A 20248-nucleotide genomic window follows, 5' to 3' on the forward strand; every position below is an offset into this window, starting at 1 on the left:
GTGCGCCCTTGCGCAAAACCATCGACGAACCAACCGTAGCGGCACCTCGCCCAACTCTTCCGGCTACACACCGTCTTGTACGTAGAACGACAGCGCCCCGGGGGACCTGCGCCACCACCTACCACACGCGACAGCCCATCAGGTTGCTCGGTCTGACGCAGACTTCTGACCTGCGGGATAGTGAACTGACGACTGGAATACTGCTTCATGACGCAGCTCTTGCATGCAGCCTGCCTCGAGAGGATGATCCGTTGATCAAGGAGGCGTGATGCTGCGGTGGATGGACTGGTCGGTAGTCGTGATGGGATGCCTCCTCGTTCTCGGAAGTCTCGGCAGCCGGTGGTGGAAACGCCTCCTGGTTTCGAAGGGACATAGCCCCAACCAGGGCATCCGTTTCTTCTGGGCTTGGCTCCCTCTGCTGGTAGGCCTGGCGATGATCGGTGCCAAGGCGCCCGGCTTGTTGCATGCGCCATACCTCGTCGTCGAACTCGCTGACGCCCTCGACTTCGCGTTGGCCATCACGATCCTGTTCTTCGTCCTACGGTTGACGCGGCGCTACTTCCGTTCCCGCGGCACAGCATGAGATCCTCAGGTCCGCGTCGAGCCCGGTTTGAAAGACGGTCCTCGTCGAGCGGGGGAAGACAGTCGCATGAGTGCACACGCGGCCCGTCGACGTCTGCGGGACGCTACTACTGCAGGTCGCTGATCACCGGGTGCTCCGGTGAAACAGGGCAGGTGAAGATGCGCATGGTCTCACTGCTGCCGAGCCGCACGTCTGTCGGTTCCTGACGCTGCCGACGGCCGAACACCGGCTCGTCAAGGAATTCAGCCGGGGCCCAGCTCGCTGTGCCGCCGTCCCATTCAAGGCTGGCCGCTGCTGCGACGAACCGCATCTCGCTGCCGCACGAGTGGCACCGCACCGGTCCGCCATAGCCCTGGTAGTTCCAGGGCTCGTGGCCGCCGAGTTTCCAGCCCGGAGCGGTGGTGAGTTCCCAGCGGAATCGGGGTTCGTAGTCTTCGGGGTCCATGTCGTCGAAGGCAGCCGTCTCCCACTCCTCGACCCGTGCTTCGAACTCCTCACCCAGGGCGCCGGCGTGGGGGTACTCGGTGACCGGCTCCGGGCGCAGCAGACACGGTGACGGCAGGTAGCCGTGCTCCCCGACGGCAAGGGGCTCGGGGGGCGTCGAGAAGCTGCCTGAAAGGTCGCGGCTGCTGCGGTAGCGGACATGAACGAACGGGGCGGCGATGCCGTTGTAGGGCACCGTCGCGCCTTCGTAGTAGTGCTGGAACGGACACCAAAGGATCTGCAGCACGTCCGCGTCCTTCGGAAAGCCGTCGAACCAGGGGACGTCGCGTGCGTACACCTGCATCACCGGCAGCATGGGCCAGGTTGCGTCCGCAGGGATCTCATCCCAGGTGATCTCGCCACGGTAGGCGAACTGCGCTGTCGACCGTTCACCACGGACGTTGTCGGGCCGATGCGGCGGGCGGTGCTTGAGGTGCTTACCGCCCGGGCAGGTCGGCCACGCCTCATCAGCCGGCCAAGCCAGTGGTCCACCGATCGAGCTGTCATACGGTCCCGGGCAATCCGGCTCGGGGTGCAATCGCACCGCCGTCCTCGCGTGGTCGGCGAGCTCCGGGAAAGTCGAGAGGACATCGATCGGGCGAGGCGGAGTCACTGGCACGGTCACCGATGCCGCCGCTGCTGAACAGGATTCACGCCAGACGCAACGGCATGCGGAGCGCAGAATCTCTCGGTCACACCATGCATCATACGATTCTCGCTTTGGTATCCCTGAACTCGGACGGAACACTGGCAACACGCTCCCACAGCCATCCAACGCTCCGGGGGTGTCTAATCAACAGCCCTGTCTCACTTTCGGTGGTGACGGGGGTGTGTCAATTTAACGGCTGATCTTGGTTGTTGTGGCTCAGTTGTTGGCCGGGGTAAGCCGGCCTTCGAAGGCGATCTGGAAGGCGTTCAGGGGCGCCTTCCAGCGCATGGTCCACCTCTTGCGGCCCTTCCCGGTCGGGTCGAGGCTCATCAGCGCCATGTAGATGCACTTGATGGCGGCGGCCTCGTTGGGGAAGTGTCCGCGGGCGCGGACGGCCTTGCGGATGCGCGCATTGACGCTCTCGATCGCGTTCGTGCTGCAGATGACCTTGCGGATCTCGACGTCGAAGGAGAGGAAGGGCACGAACTCGGCCCAGGCGTCCGACCACAGCTTCACGATCGCCGGATACTTCCGGCCCCATGCCTCCTGGAACTCCAGGAACCGCTGCGTCGCCGCGTCCTCGCTGGGAGCTGTGTAGACGGGCTTGAGGGCTTTGGCGACCTTGTCCCAGTCCTGACGGGCTGCGTAACGGAAGCTGTTCCGCAGCAGGTGGACGACACATGTTTGAACAATCGTGCGGGGCCAGACGGTCTCCACCGTCTCGGGCAGGCCCTTGAGCCCGTCGCAGACCAGCATGAGCACGTCGTCCAGGCCGCGGTTCTTCAGCTCGGTGAAAACGTGCAGCCAGTACTTCGCGCCCTCGCCGCCGTCCCCTGCCCAGATGCCGAGGATATCGCGGGTGCCCTCGGCGGTGACGGCCATGACAACGTAGATCGGCCTGTTCGCGACCTGCCCATCGCGAATCTTGGTTCTGTCGACGATCTTGTGATCCGGTGCGGGAAAGTGTCACCGTGCGAGCAGGACGCGTTTGCGAAGGAGATCGAGGCCGGCGCGGCCGAACATCTGACGTTTCAGCATCTTCAGCCGGTTGATGTTGCCTTCAACGGCGCCTGAACTGTGTTGCAGGGACAGTCCGTTGTGGACGGCGTCGAAGTCTCGGCGAAGGTTGCGGGCGAAGCGTGCGAGCGGAGCCAGAGCGTCGTGTTCGACGCCGGCGATCCACTCCTCGAGCCGATCGCCCTGGCGTGTGGTCATCAGACGGCGAACTTCCTGACGTGGCTGGTGAGCCGGTCTAGCTCGGGGTCGCGCTCACGTAGGCGGTGCAGCTTGTCGGCATCGCCGTCGCGGAGGTGTTCGGGGTGGGTCATGATCCATGAGGTGACCTCGCGGACCGAGGGAGACTTGGGGCCGACGGCGGGTGCGTGTCCGTACCCGGTGCGGTAGCGCCGCAGGTGACGTTGGACGGCCAACTCGCCCCCTGGTAGCCGAGTTGATGGATTTCCCGGTGGAGCTGTGCGGCATTTCTTATGCCTTCGTTCCAGCGCCGGTGCAGGTAGTCGACGTACGGGTCGACGACATGTGCCCGCTGCAGGCTTTTGGCGACGACATCATCAGCCGAGCGGGCGTTGACGAGTTTGCGGACGGTGGCCTGGTGCAGCCCGGGCTTCCGGCCGATCGCCGCTTTCGACTACGCCGAGGAGCAGGACGCCGGCGCCGTGGCGTCCGGGACGTGAGTGAGCCGGTGGGGGGGAGCCGCTCGCCCCCGCCCCACCGGCCACTCGGGGGCCGCAGCCCCCAGGGGGATTACCGCGTCACTCCCAGAAGTACTGGTTCGTGGACACCAACTGGCCGGGAATCACCTCCCCCTTGGTACGCAGCTCGGTGTACGCCCAGTACTCGAGGTCCGGTTTCAGCGCAGCGTGCGGCCGCAGCTTGTACGACGGCGTCGTGCCGCGCTCCACCGTGGCCGGCAGTTCCAGCGCCGCCGGCTCGTAATGGCCGTCACGGCTGAGGACGACATGGCCGAGCCGATAGTCGACGACCGGGCCGCCGGACGCCTGCGCGAAGACGTACGCCGTGTACGTGCCCGCTTCGGGCATGAAGGCCCAGGCCCGCTCGTTGCTGTGCCAGTTCGCGTCGCTCCGGTAGACCAGCTTGTCACCCTTGTACAGCAAGAGGTCCAAGTTGGTGTCCGGGTCGTCGGTCGCGGTCTCGACGACGATTCCGGCACTGCCCGCCGGCACCTTGAAGGAGTGCGCCTGCACCCCGAGGGCCTTCCGGTCGAAGACCCCGCCGTTGACCCCAGTCGGCATCGAGTACGACTCCCACTGCATGGGGGCGTAGCCGGTCGACCGGCCGGAGACCGGTCCGGTGAAGCCCGGCTCGAAAGTGCCGTAGGTGCCGTCTGAGAGCCGGCCGAACTCCTCCAGGTTGTCGTCGTACTGCCGGGGCGAGATGCCCCACGGGCGCGCGGCGACCGGAATCCGAACCTGGTGGGCGGTGCTGCGCCAGGCGATCGCGCCGGTGACGTAGCGGTCCCACGGTGCGCTGCCGCGCCGCAGAGTGATGGTGACCTTGGCGGTTTCGCCGGGGGCCACGGTCACCGCCGCTGGTGCGACGCTGACCTGCATGCCCTTCAGCCCGCTGACCGAGGCTTGGTACCTCTCCCGCTTGCTGCCCACGTTGGTCAGCTTGCGGGTCAACACCACCGGCTTGGTGCCGTCGTACTCGCGCAGCGCGATCGACGGCAGGTTCAGCTCGCGGCCGTCGGGCTGAGCCGCCTCACTGAAGGCGATCAGGCTTTTGGCGTCCGGCTCGATGACCAGGCCCGGATCGGCGGCCCGATCCGGTGCCTGCATTCCGCTGCCCTGGGCCAGCGGGCTGGTGGTGCCCACGGTGTCCGTTGCGGTGGTCCGCAACGCCGAGGCCACCGCGCCGGGCGACCAGTCGGGATGCTCGGCCCGCAGGATCGCGGCCGAGCCAGCCACGTGCGGGCTCGCCATCGAGGTCCCCGAGTACGCGTCGTACTGCCGGCCGAAGTTTCCCGGCGGGGAGACGGCCGCGATGATGTCGCTACCGGGGGCAACCAGGTCGGGTTTCATGAGCCCGTAGTGCATCTTGTCCGGCCCCGTCGACGAGTAGTCCGCGACGCTCGGCACCCCCTGGACACTGGAGCCGTCGCCGCCCGAGGTGAGCCGCGCGGTGCCGTCGGCCGAGTGTCTCATCAGGTAGTTGAAGAGCTCGCCGGCCTGCTCCCTGGTGTTCAGGTAGAGCACCGGGAAGTCGTAGATGCTGTTGACCCGGAAGTTGCCGTAGGGGTCGAAGAGGACCATTGCCGCGGCGCCCTTGGCTTTGAGCTCCTCCACCGCGCCGTACGGGCTGTCCAGGGCGCAGGCGACCACCTTGCCCTTCACCTTCGCCGGGTCCAGACTGCCGGGCTCGCAGTATGCCGAGCCCTCCTCCAACGTGCCGGCCTGCTCGCCGAAGACCAGCGGCAGGGATCGACCACCGGGGAGCACGTCCAGCGAGGCGCCGGTGATCGAGGTGCCGTCGCCGAGCCGGACCGTTCCCTCGTTCACGTTGGTCACCGCCGCGCCGACCGTGGTGATCCACGGCTGGGTGTTGCTGACCGCGCCGCTGAAACCGGTGTTGCCGGCCGCGGCCGTGACGAAGACTCCGGCAAGCGTGGCGTTGAGGAAGGCGTTGCCGATCGGGGTGTTGGGCTCGCTGTCCCCGAACTGCGTTCCGATCGAGTAGTTGAGCACCTGCACGCCGTCGGCGACCGCCGCGTCGATGCCCGCGATGATGTCGGCGTCGTATCCCGAGCCGCCCCAGAGGACCTTGTAGACGGCGATCTGCGCGTCCGGGGCCACACCGGAGATCGAACCGAAGTTCCGCCCTGAGATGGTGACGTTGTCGACGGGCAGGCCGGCCGCGGTGGACGCCGTGTGCGTACCGTGCCCGAGCATGTCCCGGGGAGAGAGCACCTCGCCCTCGGGCAGCGCGCCGCCCGTCGCCGCGAGGAACGTGTCGGCGAAGTACCGGGCGCCGACGATCTTGCCGTTGCAGTGCTCGGCAGCGAATGTGTAGCCGGTCTGGCAGGTGCCGTGCCAGCCCGCCGGGGCCGGCATCTGCTTGGCGAACGACGGACTTTCCGGCCAGATCCCGGTGTCGAGGACGCCGATCACGACCCCGGCGCCGGTGCTTCTGCCCGGCTTCCGCGCGGCGGTCTTGCGCGCGCTGGTCGCCGGGGAGCCGGTTGCCTGGGCGCCGGTCGCCGATGCCCCAGTCCTGGCTGTTCCGGCTCTGCCCGTTGCTGTGTCTGTTGCCGTGCCGGTCGTCGGCTGCGGCGTGGTGTCACCAAGGGACGCCTGGCTGGTACTGACCATCTCGGACTTGGTGACCGAACGGACCCGCTTGTCCGCCTTCAGTGCTTCGACCTGAGCGGCAGTCAGCGTCGCGGAGAAACCGTTGAAGGCCGTGGTGTAGACCTCGTTGACAGTGACGCCGGCTGCTTTGGCCACGGCCGTCCGCTGGGTACCCAGGTGCTTCCGGTACGCCTTCGCCGCCCCCGACTGCGGTTCCAGCTGCTCGCCCGGCGCTGGGCGGGTCCGGGCCAGCCCCGAGAGACGGCCCGTGTACGTCGTCACCGGTTCCTCGGCGAGCTCCACAATGTACGGAGTGCGGCCGGTGGGCTTTTGCTTCTGCTTCGCCTTGGACCTAGCGGTCTGGTCCTGTCTGAACCGGCCGGCGCCCCCGGTCAGATCAACCCGATCTCCTTCGGGCCGCAGTCCGGAGCTGACACCGCTGCCCGCCGAGGTGTTCGGCTCGGCGGGTCCCGCCGTTGCCGTACCCCCGATGGCGACCGTGCCGCCGCCGGCCAGGACGATGGCCAGCAGGGGTATCGCCAGCCTCCGTCGCCGGGTTCGTGTGCTCGTAGCCACGAAACTCCCTTCCAGTAGCTCCCCGATGGGAGCGATCCCATGAACGTCGATGCTCCCTCCCTGGATTGAGGGGGGGAGCATGAGACCTACCTAACTTGACGTCAGTTAACAAGGGATTCACGGGTTGTTTCGGATGCTCACGGGGCCACAGTGGTTCCGCTTCCGCGGGCGAGGCCTGCGTCGCGCCGGCGCGGGGGACCGCGGCGGCCGTCGAGGAGCAGAGCGGAAAGTCGTCGCAGGTGCCGGATGCGGCGAAGCCGAAATTGCGGGTGCCGATGTGGCGTGCGGGGTTGCCCTGGTCGGTGCTGTCGGTGGACCACCAGCGCATCCTGCAGGCTCTCGCAGACCAGGCCCGGCTCCATCAAGGGTCGCTGACGTGCCAGGAGATGGCCGCAGAGTTCGGCATCGACGTGGTGCCGGCACGCGTGGAGGCGCTGCGGTCGAAGGCGAAACGACTGCTCGCGCACGGCTGGCTGGCCGAGTCGGCGTCGGGCCGGTTCACGCTCGCGACGGGTGTGACCGGGCCAGGCAGCGGGTCATGGCAGCGTCATCGACCAGTAGCGCTTGACGATCCACCGCTTGGGCAACACCACGAAACCTTCTGGTCGTCACTGCGTTCGACGATCGTCAACACACCGGCGCGAGCGAGGCAGGCACTACTTCACGAGACTGCCGGTGTAGCCGAGAGGGCCCTTTGCCTTGGCAATCCATTGCCGGTACGGTCGCCTGCTCCGGTGGTGGGCAGACGCAGCACTCGCCAGCCGCTCACCCGACCGGGTGCGGGAACGTCGCTGTCACTCGTCGACCGCGAGTGGCCGTCTTCGGGCGCGCATGCGGTCGCGGTGACGTACCCGCCGAGCCGGCCGCCGACGTGCCCGGAGAGGCGACGGCGGACTGGCGGATCATCGCTGCCGTGGCCCGCCTGATGGGCTACAAGAAGGGGCGGTGCCGAAGCCCTGCGGTGATGCTGTCAGGGGAGCGTGGCTGGCTTCGCACGGGCAGGGTGCGTCGGTGGCCGCGCTGTACAGGAAGGCTGTGGCCATGACAGCGATGCCGAACAGGACACGGCCGGGACACGGGGGGCCCGGCAGCAGCGAAATAATCCACGGCGCGTCCATGTTCGCTGGGGCCATGCTGATGCTCAGCGGGCCGCTCAGCATTCTTATGGGCGCATCCGGCATCGCACAGGACACCTTGTTCTCCGCGTCCCGGTATGCCTACCGGTTCGACCTAACCGCTTGGGGCTGGATTCACCTTGTGGTCGGGGTGGCGCTCGTCGTTGCTGGACTGGGAGTTTTGACAAACCAGAGCTGGGGTCGCGGGGCAGGCGCAGCGGTAGCAGGGATCAGCCTGATCACCCAGTTCATGTTCGTTCCGTACTATCCGGCGTGGTCCATTCTCGTGATGACACTCGACCTCCTGATCCTGTTTGCGCTGACGAGGTTCCATGTCGGGACCAGCGTCGGCCAGTGAACCCAGACGGGACCATGGACGAGACCAGCGGTGGGCTGACAGCGCGGGCGGGTGTAGCGACTTTGGCCTGGAGTTTTACCCAGTCAAGCGCCACGGCACTCGGTCCTGAAGCACTAACTTGACTCTGTCGGGGATCTTGATAGTCGATGTCGGTCGCCCAGGGTTCGCCAGGACTTCGACCGGGGGATTCCCCTGGTGGTCCAGGAAGGTCTGGAAGGCGGCGGCGGTCTTGGGGAAGAGGGTTGCGCAGGCGTGAGAACGACGACGCGACACGAACACAGGTTGGCGGCGGGCGGAGCGGACAGCGTCCGTCGCGATCAGAGAAGCCATCGGCAGGTGCCCGACTGCTGCTGTCGATCGGCCTGCAGCATCCTGAACTGCTGCTGACTGGGCCCGCATTACGGGACCAGGGACAGGTCGTGACCGCCATGCTGGAGACGGGCTGGAGTCCCGAGCAGGTGCGCCGCATTGTCACCAGCCGACCGCTGCCCGACCGGATCCGCAGCTCCGTCGACGCGATCGTCGCCGCCCGACTGAACGCCGCCTACGCCTATCCGCCCCCGGCCGCCTGCTCGGATACCGCCCCCGCGGCGCGGCCCTCCCAGACCGCCTTGGCTAACCACCGCCCGGTACGCGAGGCGCTGGCCTACCGGGCGCTCGCCGAATGCGCCGGCTGCGGCCTGCCCGGATGCGCCCCAGGCGAGAACCTCTGCCCCACCTGCCTGAATTGGCCGCTGTGCCGCTGCTGCACCGGCCCCACACCTCGACGCGCCCACCCCGACAGCGACGGCCGCTGCACCACCTGCGCCACCGCCTCAACCCGCCCACTGGAAGGCACCACCGCATGACGAGCCGCACGCCACCGCCCACGCCGCCCGGTCCCGGGCTGCGGCCCTTCGCCCAGCAACCCGGCCGATGGGAGCAGCAGCGAACCCGTGCCCGGCGCACCGGTCACCTGTGCTGCGGCACCTGGTGCACGCACACGTGCGAGCCTGTGCTGATCCGGGAGCGGACCTGCTGGGGTTTTGTGGACTGGACCGTCCCCGCAGGCGACCGTCTGCCCGAGCGTGCCCACTGCATCGGCGTCCTCACACCGGCGGCCACCCGCGTCCAGCGGCTCGCACTGCGCTGGCTGAGCCGACGCCCCGCCCAGCGTCCGCCCCTGCTGTCCGTCTCCGTGCGCTGCTCGGCGGCAGCCGTCGCCGTGCTCGGCCTGGTCGCCGCCGCGGCCGCGATCAGCCACGGCACACCGGTCGGTGTGGCGGTGCTGCTGATGCCGCTGCTGACCGAGCACGTGCCCGACCGGCTGGATGCCCGCGCAGGCGAGCACGTCCGCACGGTTGAGAGCGAAGCCGCCTGCCGGTACCTGCAGCGCCTGGCCGGCCTGCACAACCATTTTGGCTCGTCGAGCAGATGACCGTCCGCAACATCCTTCTCGGCTACGTCCCCAAGGACCGCAAGGACCCCCTGATCCGATGGGTTCAGCAGCATTTCTCCACCCACAAGTTCGTCGCTTTCCACCGAAAACCGAGGATCTACGACGCGTTCTTCCCTCGCGAAACGATCCCGCCACCGCGTCAGCCCGATGAAGCCGACGCGGAAACACGGTGGAGCCCGTTCCACCCCGTACTACCGCTGCTGAACTTGAGTACAGCCGGGTCGTGAGGTGGCCCAGATGGGGGTCACACAGTGAGGGCGCCGCCGACGAAGGTACGTTCTGGCGGTGACGCCACGAGTTCGACCATGGTGCCGGCGCGGAGGTCATCACCGACCACGCGCGTGATCGCGTCGGTGAGCGCGGTGCCGAGGCGCGCGGTGATCTGGGCGGCGTCGGGGCGTTCGAAGACGCCAGCGCGGACGCCCAAGATCACCGAGGCTTTTGTGTCCACGGCCTTGCCGCCCTGCGCGAAACGGCCTGCCGGGACTCCGGTCAGGTGGATGCTTACGAGATCGCGGGCCCATTCGCCATAGACGTCGACGATGGCGTCGGTCAGTGCGGCGACGAGCAGGGGTTCGTTCCCGGTCAGCCTGTTCTCTGGAAGGTGGACGGTTAGATGCGGCATAGTGGACCTCGTTCCCTTTGAATCCAAAGCCTTTGTTTTTAAAGGTATCTGGGTCTGGACCTGGCACCGCGACACCTCGCACTGCTGGCCCACCTGGAGTACGACGGCCCCACCAGCATCAACGAGCTAGCCGCTCGGCTGGAGGTGGCCCCGACGACTGTCAGCCTCATGGTCAGCGAGCTGTCGCGGCCGGGCGTCCTGCAGCGCACCGCCGATCCCGCCGACCGCCGCCGTCGCATCGTCGCCATCGCCCCTGCCTACGCCGCACCGATCGGCGAGTGGCTTTCTGGCAGCGCCTCTGCCTGGGAATGCGTCATGCGCGGTCTCAACCCCGCGGAACGCGCCACAGTCATCACCGCCCTGCACGCCTACGAGGCCGCCTTGGAGCAGGCGGGCGACCGGCATCGGAACGCGCAACTGCGTTAGCGAGCGCAGATTTGTCTCAACGAACCAAGTCCCCGCGTCTCACCCAATCCAGTCCACGCAGGTCAGCGCAGGGGTGGGCGACTAACTTCGTTGAGATAGGACACCCATGACGCGAAGGCTGGCTGCGCAGGGTCTAGCCGGACCAGAGCAGGCCGAGTCGCTGCTGTCCGTGGCCAGCGCGCTGGCCCAGGGGTGGCCACTCCCGGCGAGGGGTGGCTCTGGATGCGCTGCAGCGACTGGCTCAGTGGCGGGAGGCGAGCACAGCCCGTCAGTCATGGGCTGCCGCAGAGCCTGGGCTGGTACAGGAGGGGCTTCTCCGCAGCGGTGTGGGCGTCCAGCTGCTGCTGGCGAGTGGCCTGTTCCGCGGAGGTGACGTGGTCGATCGGGGCCTGGGCGAGTGGTTCCCGGGAGCGGTGCAGGAGCGCCTGTCTGAGCAGCCGACCCGCCGCACGAAGGCGCTCCCCGGTGCGAAATACTCTCCCGATGAGTTCACGCACTTCCCCGATCAGCCAGCCGATCACGATACGGAGAGCAGTCGCGCATGATGCCAAACGGCTCACGCGGCTCGTGCGTGGCTCAGGCGCCTACGAGGGTAAGTACGCATCCGCAGTGGCGGGCTACCGGGTCGGTCCTGATTACATCGAAGCCCACCGCGCCTTCGTAGCCGTCGGCGCCGGCGAGCATGGAGGCCGGGTCCTCGGGTTCTACTCGCTCGTCCTCGCTCCGCCGGAGCTCGACCTGCTGTTCGTCGCCGACGAAGCGCAAGGGCGTGGCATTGGACGGCTGCTCGTGGCGCACATGCAGTGCGAGGCTCGTGCCGCCGGGCTCGACCGTGTCAAGGTCGTGTCGCATGTTCCCGCCGAGGACTTCTACCACCGCGTCGGTGCAGTGCGGACCGGGACTGCGCTCGCGAACCCGCCCGCCGTGCCGTGGGACCGTCCCGAATTCGAGTTTCGCATTCCTTCGGAATGACGCGGTGCGCCGGTTCGCAGGGCTACCGGCTTCGCCAGCATGGCGCGCTCCGTGTGTGCCGTCGTCTCTGTCCTGGCGGGGGATCGTCTGCGCCGGCGGCCTCTTCCCCGCATCAGGAGCGAGGCGAGGGTGCTGCTGAGCGCCTTTCGAAGGCGTCTTACGGACAGCCGCGTACGTCGTCGCCCCCGTGGCGTCAGGGTTGCTTGTGAGGCCGCTCTTCCTGAACGTGGCACTCCGAGTGGATCAATATCTGTGCTTGCGAAGTGAGGCTTTGGCGGACCGCGTAGTGAGAGTTTGTGTCGCCCCGAGTGGAGCGGAATTGTGTAATGTGTACGGGTCGTTCCAGTGTGCTACTGTCGATCTTAGTTGCAGTCGTGGTTCCCGAAACTTCGAGTGCCCCACCCGGTTTTGTCGGTTGGGGGCGCTTCTGTATTTCCGGTCATTTCCGGGCGGGGTAATCATTGCGGCGACACGGCGTCCGCGCAGTGCGGATCCCGATGTACTGCCCCGAAGGAGATATGGCATGGCTACTGGTACCGTGAAGTGGTTCAACGCGGAAAAGGGCTTCGGCTTCATCGAGCAGGACGGTGGCGGCGCCGACGTGTTCGCCCACTACTCGAACATCGCCGCCCAGGGCTTCCGTGAGCTGCTGGAAGGCCAGAAGGTAACCTTCGACATCGCGCAGGGCCAGAAGGGCCCGACGGCCGAGAACATCGTTCCGGCCTGACGCTGACGCACATTTTGTAGCTGGGGCCCGCATCCTTCGGGGTGCGGGCCCCAGCTGCACACATCCCCCGCAGCAGTTTCAACTGCGGGGTGACTCGGAGGAATCCGCAGTCTCACCACGCGCGGCTCCTCCTTCAGTGATGCAGGAGCGTCCTGAAGAGCTGCGCCGCAGCCGACGCCCGGATCTTACGTCCCCATCGCGTCACCATTTCAGCACCTGCACCCCCGGGTGTTTCCGCCGGCCCAAATCTGTTTTTTTGCCACCGGTCCATACTTGTAATTCTCCATGCCGCTCATTGCTGCGGGAATTCCTTGATATGCGCCACGTCGAGGAAGGTTCCGCATGAACCGCACACGCACGAACGATCGCTTCGACCGCTCCCGTCACGGCAGAGCCGCCGCCGGAAAGGGCGGCAGTCGCACGGGCTCGCAGGCACCGCACCGTTCCGGCGGCCCTGCCCGTTCCGGCGGTTACGACCGCCGGCCAGCCACAGTGCAGGCTGAGTTCGCGCTGCCCAGGACGACCACGCCCGCGCTGCCTCCTGTTGAGGGCTTCGCCGAACTCGACATGCCCGAGCACCTGCTGACCGAACTCGGCAAGCAGGGTGTGACCGCACCGTTCCCGATCCAGGGAGCGACGCTGCCGAACTCCCTGGCGGGCCGTGACGTACTGGGCCGCGGGCGCACCGGTTCCGGCAAGACCCTCGCCTTCGGCCTCGCCCTGCTCGCCCGTACCGCTGGACAGCGAGCTGAACCCCGCCAGCCGCTGGGCCTGATCCTCGTACCGACGCGTGAACTGGCACAGCAGGTGACCGACGCGCTCACACCGTACGCCCGTTCCCTCAGGCTGCGGCTGGCCACGGTGGTGGGCGGGATGTCGATCGGCCGGCAGGCCGGCGCGCTGCGCGGCGGGGCCGAGGTCGTTGTCGCGACGCCCGGGCGGCTCAAGGACCTCATCGACCGTGGCGACTGCAGGCTGAACCACGTGGGCATCACGGTGCTGGACGAGGCCGACCAGATGGCCGACATGGGTTTCATGCCGCAGGTCACCGCGCTGCTCGACCAGGTGCGTCCGGAGGGACAGCGGATGCTGTTCTCCGCCACCTTGGACCGTAACGTCGACCTGCTGGTTCGCCGCTATCTGACTGACCCCGTCGTGCACTCGGTCGACCCGTCGGCCGGTACGGTCACGACGATGGAGCACCACGTCCTGCACGTCCATGGCGCCGACAAGCACGCCGCCACGACCGAGATCGCCGCCCGCGACGGCCGCGTGATCATGTTCTTGGACACCAAACACGCCGTCGACCGGCTGACCCAGGACCTGCTCAACAGCGGGGTACGCGCCGCCGCGTTGCACGGCGGCAAGTCGCAGCCGCAACGCACCCGCACGCTGGCGCAGTTCAAGACGGGGCACGTCACCGTGCTGGTGGCAACCAATGTCGCAGCGCGCGGCATCCACGTCGACAACCTCGACCTGGTCGTCAACGTCGATCCGCCGACCGACCACAAGGACTACCTCCACCGCAGCGGCCGTACCGCCCGCGCCGGCGAGTCCGGCAGCGTCGTCACCCTCGTCACACCGAACCAGCGCCGCGGCATGGTCCGCCTCATGGCGGACGCCGGAATCCGGCCGCAGACCACCCAGATCCGCTCGGGAGACGAGGCCCTGAGCCGGATCACCGGCGCCCAGGCCCCGTCCGGCATCCCGGTCGTCATCACCGCACCGGTGGTCGAACGCCCCAAGCGCAGCGCCTCCTCCCGAAGCCGACGCCGCCCTTCCTCGGCGACCCGGCGCGCCCCCGTACGCCAGACCGTCCTCGACGCGGCGGCCTAGAACCTTCGTGATCGGAAAGTTGACCTGTCTCTAGGAGGCACCCTTTGACGCTGATTCAGATGCAGCCCCGCTCGGCGGACGCCAACCCCGTGCACAGGACGGCGGTGGAGGTCATGGACGCGGCCGGACCGCAGGTCTGTGACGACATGAGCGTCGAGGTGGCGCTGGCCGTCATGGCCGCCGCACGCACGAGCCGACTGGTCGTCTGCGACCAGGACGACCAGCGCATCGGCCTGGTGACCCGAACCGACCTCACCGCCGTCCGCGACAGCGGCGCTCACACGGACCGGGTCCGCCTGCGTGACATCCTCGGCGGTACGGATCGTCAACCTCACCCGTGACCACGATGGCGAAGCCGAGCACGCGATGCCCTCCCGTCGGCTCGGTGCTCTGCGAGCCGTAGACGAGCAAGGTAGCGCCCCGGGCACCCTCGCCACCCGCTGAAACGCATCGCCCCGGGGCGGACCGTTCTTCCCTCTCCCTGTGAGGCCACCTGCGCTGCGTCATCGCCCGCTTCCCCTTCGAACTCACCAAGGGCGGAGTGCTGGAATCGATGAAGGGCATCAAGCCCGAACCGGTCACCGGAGAATCGGTGATCATCGGCCGCCGCCACTACCCCGTCAAGCAAGTCGGCCAAGTCATCACCCGCCAGGACCGCCGTGACTTCAGCGCCGCCGAAGTCCGCCGGGCCATGACTCAGCTCGGCTTCACCTGCCGAGCCCTCCCCAAGGCCGCGCCTCTGGGCATCCCCGGCCCGCTGCAGCACACCTCCGCGATGCTCGGCACCCCGTGATGGTCTGACCGGGTAAACAGGCACAAGCCGACATCTGACCAGCAGTGTGGGCCCGACCGGTACGCCGGTCGGGCCCACACTGCGTGCAGCGGGTTCCCGTCGCCGTCGCTCAGCGGTCCGAATAGCTGAAGTCGCCCCCGGTCCAGGCGCTGACGTCCTCGATCGCAACCCGATACATCCCGCCCGTCTCCGGGCTCCCCAGGGTGCCCGTCAGGATCCGGGCGACATGGAAGTGCAGACGCGTGGGCGGCCCGTCCTTCTTCGCGGGGAGTCGAAGACGGCGGCGAACTCGCCCAAGCGGGCGGAATCCGTCAGCACATCAGACACCCTCTGCCTCCGCGTGGCTGCGAGAACCAGTTGATCGGTGATGACAGCACCACTGGTGACCACGGTCAGGGACTCTGACTGCTGTGGTCGGACTGCTCGATCATCCCGGGATCGTCGAGGGCGGCGCAGCCCCTCGTACCGTGCCTGTCAACGGCCGACCTGCGAGGCGTCCCGGCTGGAAGCGTCCGTCCCGGGCGGTGGTGTTCTTCGCGAGACGCAGTGTTGGCCGGTGCCCGCCGACGGTAGCCGCGGCGCAGTCGGCGACGTGACGATCAGCCCGACGTGCTGCGCGGCGGTGGGGTGACGGTGAGCGTCGGACTGAGCCTCGGAGCTGCTTGAACCACCCATGGGCCGGTCGAGGCGGATTACCTTATCTTCGGGTGCGCGAAAATCTATGCCAGCCGGAGTAGACATTGGGTGGCGGTGTGGTTATGGTTTCTCTCGTAGCCGAGATCGAGAGAGGCCCGGCAGAGATGAACTGCCGGGCAGCAGTACCGCAGTTGCAGTTCACAGGACGGTGCGGTGGTGGAGTTCCGAAGCCAAGGCGGTTGCAGGACGGTGACGGGACTGACGACCGGACCGGGTGGCTCGCAGTGATCAGGGGCCACCATGAGCAGTACCGCAGTGGCAGTACCCGTAAATGAAGGATCGCAGTACCCAGCAGTGAAGTCAGTGAGCGGTACCTCGGTGAAGGCGTCGGCTGCGGGCGCGCGCACCGGGAGGTTCGGCAGTGGGGTTCCAAGCCGGAGTAGACGCAGGACGGGCGACGGGGCTGGCTGCCGAAGAGTGGCGCTGTTCGAGGCCACCAGCAGTTTGCGGTATCAGCAGTTCGCAGTTTCCGTCAGTGAGTAGTTGATCAAGAGGGAAGAACGGAGGAGCCGAGCGCCATCAGGATCGCCCGGGCGGAAGTCTTGGACCCGGGTACCGCAGGACATCGATAGTGAGGTGGTCTCCGGTCGAGCAACCGCGATCCCCGCGCCCCCGACAGCGTCTCGGTCGGGTCTGCGGAAACAGAGGGCCGGTGCAGTATCAGGGCCGGCAGATGGTGTAGTAGTTCCTTCGGGGCCCTGGTGCCAGTACGGCGCCAGGGCCCCTCAACGCGTTCCACAGAGAGGTGCAATGACAGCAGACGACACGTTCGGCCGTCTCGACGACGACGATTACCCCGCGTACACCATGGGCCGGGCCGCCGAGTTGCTCGGCGCTACCCCTGCCTTCCTCCGCGCCCTCGGCGAAGCCCGCCTGATCACCCCCCTGCGCTCCGAAGGCGGCCACCGCCGCTACTCCCGCTACCAACTGCGTATCGCCGCCCGCGCCCGGGAACTCGTCGATCGGGGCACCCCCATCGAGGCTGCCTGCCGGATCGTCATCCTCGAAGACCAGCTCGAGGAAGCCCAGCGCATCAACGCCGAATATCGCCGCGCCGCCGAATCAGTGAACCCGACGGCAGCAGAATGAGATGGGCGTGCCCGTCAGCGCCGGCGGGCATCGCACGCACCGTCTCGGTGTGCGACGTGATCCTTTCCTCTGGTGACGCGATGTGTGGGCGTGTAACGTCTGTGTCAGCTGTCGTGGTTCGGAATTCCCTCTTGCCCACGCCTTTGGTGTGGGCGTTTTGCTGTGCTGTGCCGCAGGGACCAGGGCGATCATCTCCGTCTGCCACATGGGGTGGGAGGCGTTCATCGACTGGAAGGCATAAGACATGGCAACGGGAACTGTGAAGTGGTTCAACGCGGAGAAGGGCTTCGGCTTCATCGCCCAGGACGGCGGCGGCCCGGATGTCTTCGCGCACTACTCCGCGATCAACTCCACCGGCTTTCGTGAGCTCCAGGAGGGACAGGCCGTGACGTTCGACGTCACCCAGGGCCAGAAGGGCCCGCAGGCCGAGAACATCAACCTGGCCTGACCTCGCAGACCTGCCCGAGGGATCGCGCACGCCGCGTCCGGTGGCCGCCGCCCGCGCGGGCCCTGCCGCCCACGTGGACGAAGGCGCCTGATCCCGTGCCGGGCCGGCACAAGATCAGGGGCCGCGCAGCAATGGCTGCGCGGCCCCTGATCTGTGGAAGCCCGGGCCGGTGCGACTTCGACCCGAAACTTCCTGACGTCAGTCGCTGCAAGCGTCGCCGGGCACGTGAGCCGCATGTCCTGGCGGCTACCGCGCAGCTTGGAGGAGCCGACGTTCAGACGCTCGTCCAGGTGTCGAGGAAGGCTCTCCGTGGCTTCGACGCTGCGCGCCGCCCCCCAGCCGTACGACCGAGCCGCCGGTGAAGTCGGTGATGACGAACGACACCGACGCGGCCCCGAGCTGCTCCTTGAGCATGCGCGTCACCACGTCGAGTGACTGCACGGGCGCTGCGGTCTCCGCCGCCAACGTCCTCCGAAGGTGGGAGAACATCCGTTGAACGGCGGGTTTTCGCGCCTCCCGTCCTTGGGACGTGTTTCCGATGACTCATCATGTGGAGTGCGTTGCCACCCCGGCCTGCTGGGGCGGCCGCTGACTCCGTGCCCGGCCTCGATGCCGGCGGGGCCGCGGCCGGAACCGGGATCGTGCTGCCGTGCTGTGGTTCAGGCGTCGATGATGACGGGGATGATGAGGGGCTTGCGGCGGTGGGTGCGGAACGCCCAGTTCGCCACGGCGCGGGCGAGGAGTTGTTCGAGTTGGCGCGCGTCCCCGACGCCTTCCTCGGCCGCGGTGGCCAGGGTCTTCTCGATGACGGGGATGACCGGTTCGAAGGTGGTGTCGTCGTGGACGAAGCCCCGGGCCAGGAAGTCGGGGGCTTCGGCGAGGGCGCCGGTGTCCGCGTCGACGATCGCCACCACCGTGACCACGCCTTCGGCGGCGAGGGTGAGGCGGTCCTTGAGGGACGCTTCGGTGGCGCCGCCGACTTCCATGCCGTCCACGTACACGTTGCCGGCGGGGACCTTGCCGGTGATGGACGCGCGCCCGTCGACGAGGTCGACGACGACACCGTTTTCGGCGATGACGACCCGGTCGGGGTCGACACCGGTACGGATGGCGAGGTCGGCGTTGGCCCGCAGGTGGCGCCATTCGCCATGCACGGGCATGACGTTGCGGGGTTTGACGATGTTGTAGCAGTAGACGAGTTCGCCGGCGCTGGCGTGCCCGGAGACGTGCACCTTGGCGTTGCCCTTGTGGACCACGTGGGCGCCCCACCGGGTGAGTCCGTTGATCACCCGGTAGATGGCGTTCTCGTTGCCGGGGATGAGGGAGCTGGCGAGCAGGACGGTGTCGTCCTTGCCGATGCGGATGATGTGGTCGCGGTTGGCCATCCGTGACAGCGCGGCCATCGGTTCGCCCTGGGAGCCGGTGCACACCAGAGTGATCTTGTGGTCCGGGAGCTTCTCCAGCTCCTTGGTGCTCACGACCAGACCGGAGGCGACCTTCAGATAGCCCAGGTCACGGGCGATGCCCATGTTGCGGACCATCGACCGGCCGACGAAGGCGACCTTGCGGCCGTGCTGGTGGGCGGCGTCCAGGACCTGCTGGATGCGGTGCACGTGGCTGGCGAAGCTGGAGACGATGACCCGGCGCGGCGCGGTGCGCATCACCTGCTCGATCGCCGGGTTCAGCTCCCGCTCGGAGGTGGTGAAGCCGGGTACTTCGGCGTTGGTGGAGTCGGTGAGGAACAGGTCCACGCCCTCCTCGCCGAGGCGGGCGAAGGCGCGCAGATCGGTGATGCGGTCGTCGAGAGGGAACTGGTCCATCTTGAAGTCGCCGGTGTGCAGCACCATCCCGGCCCGGGTGCGGATCGCGACCGCGAGGCTGTCGGGGATGGAGTGGTTGACCGCCACGAACTCGCAGTCGAAGGGCCCGAAGCCACGCCGGTCGCCCTCCCGCACCTGCACCGTGCGCGGCCGGATGCCGTGTTCCTTGAGCTTGGCCTCCAGGAACGCCAGCGTCAGCTTGGAGCCGACGACCGGGATGTCGGACCGCTCGCGCAACAGGTACGGCACGCTGCCGATGTGGTCCTCGTGGCCGTGGGTGAGGACCACGGCCACGATGTCGTCCAGCCGGTCCCGGATCGAGGTGAAGTCCGGCAGGATCACGTCCACGCCGGGCTGGGTCTCCTCGGGGAACAGCACGCCGCAGTCGACGATGAGCAGCTTGCCCGCGTGCTCGAAGACGGTCATGTTGCGGCCGATCTCACCCAGGCCGCCCAGGGCAATGACCCGCAGCCCTCCTTCGGGAAGGGGAGGGGCGGCTTTCAGTTCGGGGTGCGGATGACTCATACCCTGACGGTACCCGGAGAGCGGGGCAGGGTGATCCATTGGCTGTGTGATCCAGCGGGCGCTCGATACGACCCGCCGCCGGAGACATACCGGCGCTCAGGTCGACATCCGTCTCATCTGCCGGCTGCCCAGGCCCCAAGACAGGAGGCAACCGCAGCGGCCTCCGTGTGTGCCTGGGTGGCGTCGCGCATCGGGGGCCAGTAGCTGCGAGGTGAGACGTTCGGCAAAGACCGTTTTCAGGCCGTGGCCGACAGTACGTGGTCGCCGACCTTGTCCGTGCTCAGGCATAGGGAGCAGACGACGGCGTCCGCCGTGGTAGCCGACGAAGCCCTTCTCCTTCGCGAGCGCGATCAGCGTGGGGAGGAAGCCGGCACGATCGGTTGTGCCCTGCGCGATGTTGGTGATCCGCACGACCGACGACCGCACCCCCCTGCTCGGCGAGGTGGACTACAGCCCTTTCCGCGACGTTGCGGATCCGAGCTCATCGCCCGCGAACGGCTGCTGGTGCAGCTTGCCACCCTGGTCACCGACCTCCAATCACCCACCGATGCCGGCTTCGCTCCTGGCGGTCAACCCGTAGTAGCTGTACCGCCGTTGGGCCCCTATGTGCCCGGCTCCAGACGACCAGAGCGATCGCCCGACAAGGCGCACCCGTACAGCACCGATAAAGCGAGACAGCCTCCTGCCTGAACCCCACACCGGCCCCCGCTCCACGAGCACGTCGCCGCCCGCGGTTGCAGCTGGTGTTCCTCGGGCCGTGT

The 20248-nt window shown here is 67.6% G+C and carries 20 protein-coding genes and 4 pseudogenes; 14 read left to right on the forward strand and 10 right to left on the reverse strand.

Annotated features, from left to right (window positions below; all coding sequences use genetic code 11):
* Positions 1 to 280 precede the first annotated feature (280 nt).
* Positions 281 to 583, forward strand: a complete 303-nt coding sequence (locus RCR19_RS42690; protein WP_331270489.1) for a hypothetical protein — start codon at positions 281 to 283, stop codon at positions 581 to 583.
* 106 nt (positions 584 to 689) lie between these two features.
* Here the strand turns inward: RCR19_RS42690 and RCR19_RS42695 are convergent, their stop codons facing one another.
* The 5 genes and pseudogenes from RCR19_RS42695 to RCR19_RS42715 all read right to left on the reverse strand — a co-directional run bounded on the left by RCR19_RS42695 (position 690) and on the right by RCR19_RS42715 (position 6619).
* Positions 690 to 1610, reverse strand: coding sequence for a hypothetical protein (locus RCR19_RS42695; RefSeq protein ID WP_331270490.1), 921 nt, complete (start codon positions 1608 to 1610; stop codon positions 690 to 692).
* A 321-nt stretch (positions 1611 to 1931) separates the two neighbouring features.
* Positions 1932 to 2642, reverse strand: a pseudogene (locus RCR19_RS42700) (IS256 family transposase); the annotation flags it as partial.
* A gap of 39 nt (positions 2643 to 2681) precedes the next feature.
* Positions 2682 to 2933 (reverse strand): transposase, encoded by a 252-nt coding sequence (locus RCR19_RS42705; protein ID WP_331270596.1) that lies wholly within the window; start codon positions 2931 to 2933, stop codon positions 2682 to 2684.
* Positions 2930 to 3145 (reverse strand): hypothetical protein, encoded by a 216-nt coding sequence (locus tag RCR19_RS42710; protein ID WP_331270491.1) that lies wholly within the window; start codon positions 3143 to 3145, stop codon positions 2930 to 2932. The genes RCR19_RS42705 and RCR19_RS42710 overlap by 4 nt, the downstream gene beginning before the upstream one ends.
* A 342-nt stretch (positions 3146 to 3487) precedes the next feature.
* On the reverse strand, positions 3488 to 6619 hold the full coding sequence (locus RCR19_RS42715) for a S8 family serine peptidase (protein WP_331270492.1): 3132 nt from the start codon (positions 6617 to 6619) through the stop codon (positions 3488 to 3490).
* 227 nt (positions 6620 to 6846) lie between these two features.
* Between RCR19_RS42715 and RCR19_RS42720 the strand changes: the two are divergent.
* The 5 genes and pseudogenes from RCR19_RS42720 to RCR19_RS42740 all read left to right on the forward strand — a co-directional run.
* Positions 6847 to 7158, forward strand: a pseudogene (locus RCR19_RS42720) (hypothetical protein); the annotation flags it as partial.
* Between the two features lie 592 nt (positions 7159 to 7750).
* On the forward strand, positions 7751 to 8092 hold the full coding sequence (locus tag RCR19_RS42725) for a hypothetical protein (RefSeq protein WP_331270493.1): 342 nt from the start codon (positions 7751 to 7753) through the stop codon (positions 8090 to 8092).
* 419 nt (positions 8093 to 8511) lie between these two features.
* On the forward strand, positions 8512 to 8940 hold the full coding sequence (locus RCR19_RS42730; protein WP_331270494.1) for a hypothetical protein: 429 nt from the start codon (positions 8512 to 8514) through the stop codon (positions 8938 to 8940).
* Entirely contained in the window at positions 8937 to 9509 is a 573-nt protein-coding gene (locus RCR19_RS42735; RefSeq protein WP_331270495.1) for a hypothetical protein, read from the forward strand. Before RCR19_RS42730 ends, RCR19_RS42735 begins: the two co-directional genes overlap by 4 nt.
* The gene (locus RCR19_RS42740; protein ID WP_331270496.1) at positions 9506 to 9757 is read left to right on the forward strand and encodes a hypothetical protein; all 252 of its coding nucleotides are present in this window, start codon (positions 9506 to 9508) and stop codon (positions 9755 to 9757) included. The genes RCR19_RS42735 and RCR19_RS42740 overlap by 4 nt, the downstream gene beginning before the upstream one ends.
* A 17-nt stretch (positions 9758 to 9774) precedes the next feature.
* Here the strand turns inward: RCR19_RS42740 and RCR19_RS42745 are convergent, their stop codons facing one another.
* Positions 9775 to 10155 carry a tautomerase family protein gene (locus tag RCR19_RS42745; protein ID WP_331270497.1) on the reverse strand — a complete coding sequence of 127 codons (381 nt, stop codon included), beginning with the start codon at positions 10153 to 10155 and terminating at the stop codon, positions 9775 to 9777.
* Between the two features lie 117 nt (positions 10156 to 10272).
* Between RCR19_RS42745 and RCR19_RS42750 the strand changes: the two genes are divergently transcribed.
* Positions 10273 to 10581 (forward strand): MarR family winged helix-turn-helix transcriptional regulator, encoded by a 309-nt coding sequence (locus RCR19_RS42750; protein ID WP_331270597.1) that lies wholly within the window; start codon positions 10273 to 10275, stop codon positions 10579 to 10581.
* 272 nt (positions 10582 to 10853) lie between these two features.
* Here RCR19_RS42750 and RCR19_RS42755 read toward each other — a convergent pair whose 3' ends face one another.
* Entirely contained in the window at positions 10854 to 11102 is a 249-nt protein-coding gene (locus tag RCR19_RS42755; RefSeq protein ID WP_331270601.1) for a hypothetical protein, read from the reverse strand.
* On the opposite strand from RCR19_RS42755, the gene RCR19_RS42760 reads away from it, so the two are divergent.
* The 5 genes from RCR19_RS42760 (at position 11065) to RCR19_RS42780 (ending at position 14909) form a co-directional block, all read left to right on the forward strand.
* Complete coding sequence (locus RCR19_RS42760; protein ID WP_331270498.1) at positions 11065 to 11553, forward strand: GNAT family N-acetyltransferase; 489 nt, start codon at positions 11065 to 11067, stop codon at positions 11551 to 11553. The two genes, RCR19_RS42755 and RCR19_RS42760, sit on opposite strands and share 38 nt — an antisense overlap.
* Before the next feature lie 523 nt (positions 11554 to 12076).
* Complete coding sequence (locus tag RCR19_RS42765; protein ID WP_006136369.1) at positions 12077 to 12280, forward strand: cold-shock protein; 204 nt, start codon at positions 12077 to 12079, stop codon at positions 12278 to 12280.
* Between the two features lie 342 nt (positions 12281 to 12622).
* The gene (locus tag RCR19_RS42770) at positions 12623 to 14116 is read left to right on the forward strand and encodes a DEAD/DEAH box helicase (RefSeq protein WP_331270499.1); all 1494 of its coding nucleotides are present in this window, start codon (positions 12623 to 12625) and stop codon (positions 14114 to 14116) included.
* A 44-nt stretch (positions 14117 to 14160) separates the two neighbouring features.
* Positions 14161 to 14457, forward strand: coding sequence for a CBS domain-containing protein (locus tag RCR19_RS42775; RefSeq protein WP_331270500.1), 297 nt, complete (start codon positions 14161 to 14163; stop codon positions 14455 to 14457).
* 152 nt (positions 14458 to 14609) lie between these two features.
* Complete coding sequence (locus RCR19_RS42780; RefSeq protein ID WP_331270598.1) at positions 14610 to 14909, forward strand: SCO5918 family protein; 300 nt, start codon at positions 14610 to 14612, stop codon at positions 14907 to 14909.
* A 109-nt stretch (positions 14910 to 15018) separates the two neighbouring features.
* On the opposite strand, the pseudogene RCR19_RS42785 reads toward RCR19_RS42780, so the two are convergent.
* Positions 15019 to 15365 (reverse strand): annotated as a pseudogene (locus RCR19_RS42785) (hypothetical protein).
* Positions 15366 to 16355: 990 nt separating this feature from the next.
* Between RCR19_RS42785 and RCR19_RS42790 the strand changes: the two are divergent.
* Together RCR19_RS42790 and RCR19_RS42795 are read left to right on the forward strand one after the other, a co-directional pair.
* Positions 16356 to 16694 (forward strand): MerR family transcriptional regulator, encoded by a 339-nt coding sequence (locus RCR19_RS42790; RefSeq protein ID WP_220297201.1) that lies wholly within the window; start codon positions 16356 to 16358, stop codon positions 16692 to 16694.
* A gap of 244 nt (positions 16695 to 16938) precedes the next feature.
* Entirely contained in the window at positions 16939 to 17142 is a 204-nt protein-coding gene (locus RCR19_RS42795; protein ID WP_030052720.1) for a cold-shock protein, read from the forward strand.
* A gap of 659 nt (positions 17143 to 17801) precedes the next feature.
* Here the strand turns inward: RCR19_RS42795 and RCR19_RS42800 are convergent.
* Entirely contained in the window at positions 17802 to 19487 is a 1686-nt protein-coding gene (locus tag RCR19_RS42800; protein ID WP_331270501.1) for a ribonuclease J, read from the reverse strand.
* A 309-nt stretch (positions 19488 to 19796) separates the two neighbouring features.
* Positions 19797 to 19965 (reverse strand): annotated as a pseudogene (locus RCR19_RS42805) (3-beta hydroxysteroid dehydrogenase); the annotation flags it as partial.
* Positions 19966 to 20248: the final 283 nt, after the last annotated feature.

The organism is Streptomyces sp. WAC07094 (genome assembly GCF_036320405.1).
GTDB classification, from domain to species: domain Bacteria; phylum Actinomycetota; class Actinomycetes; order Streptomycetales; family Streptomycetaceae; genus Streptomyces; species Streptomyces lannensis.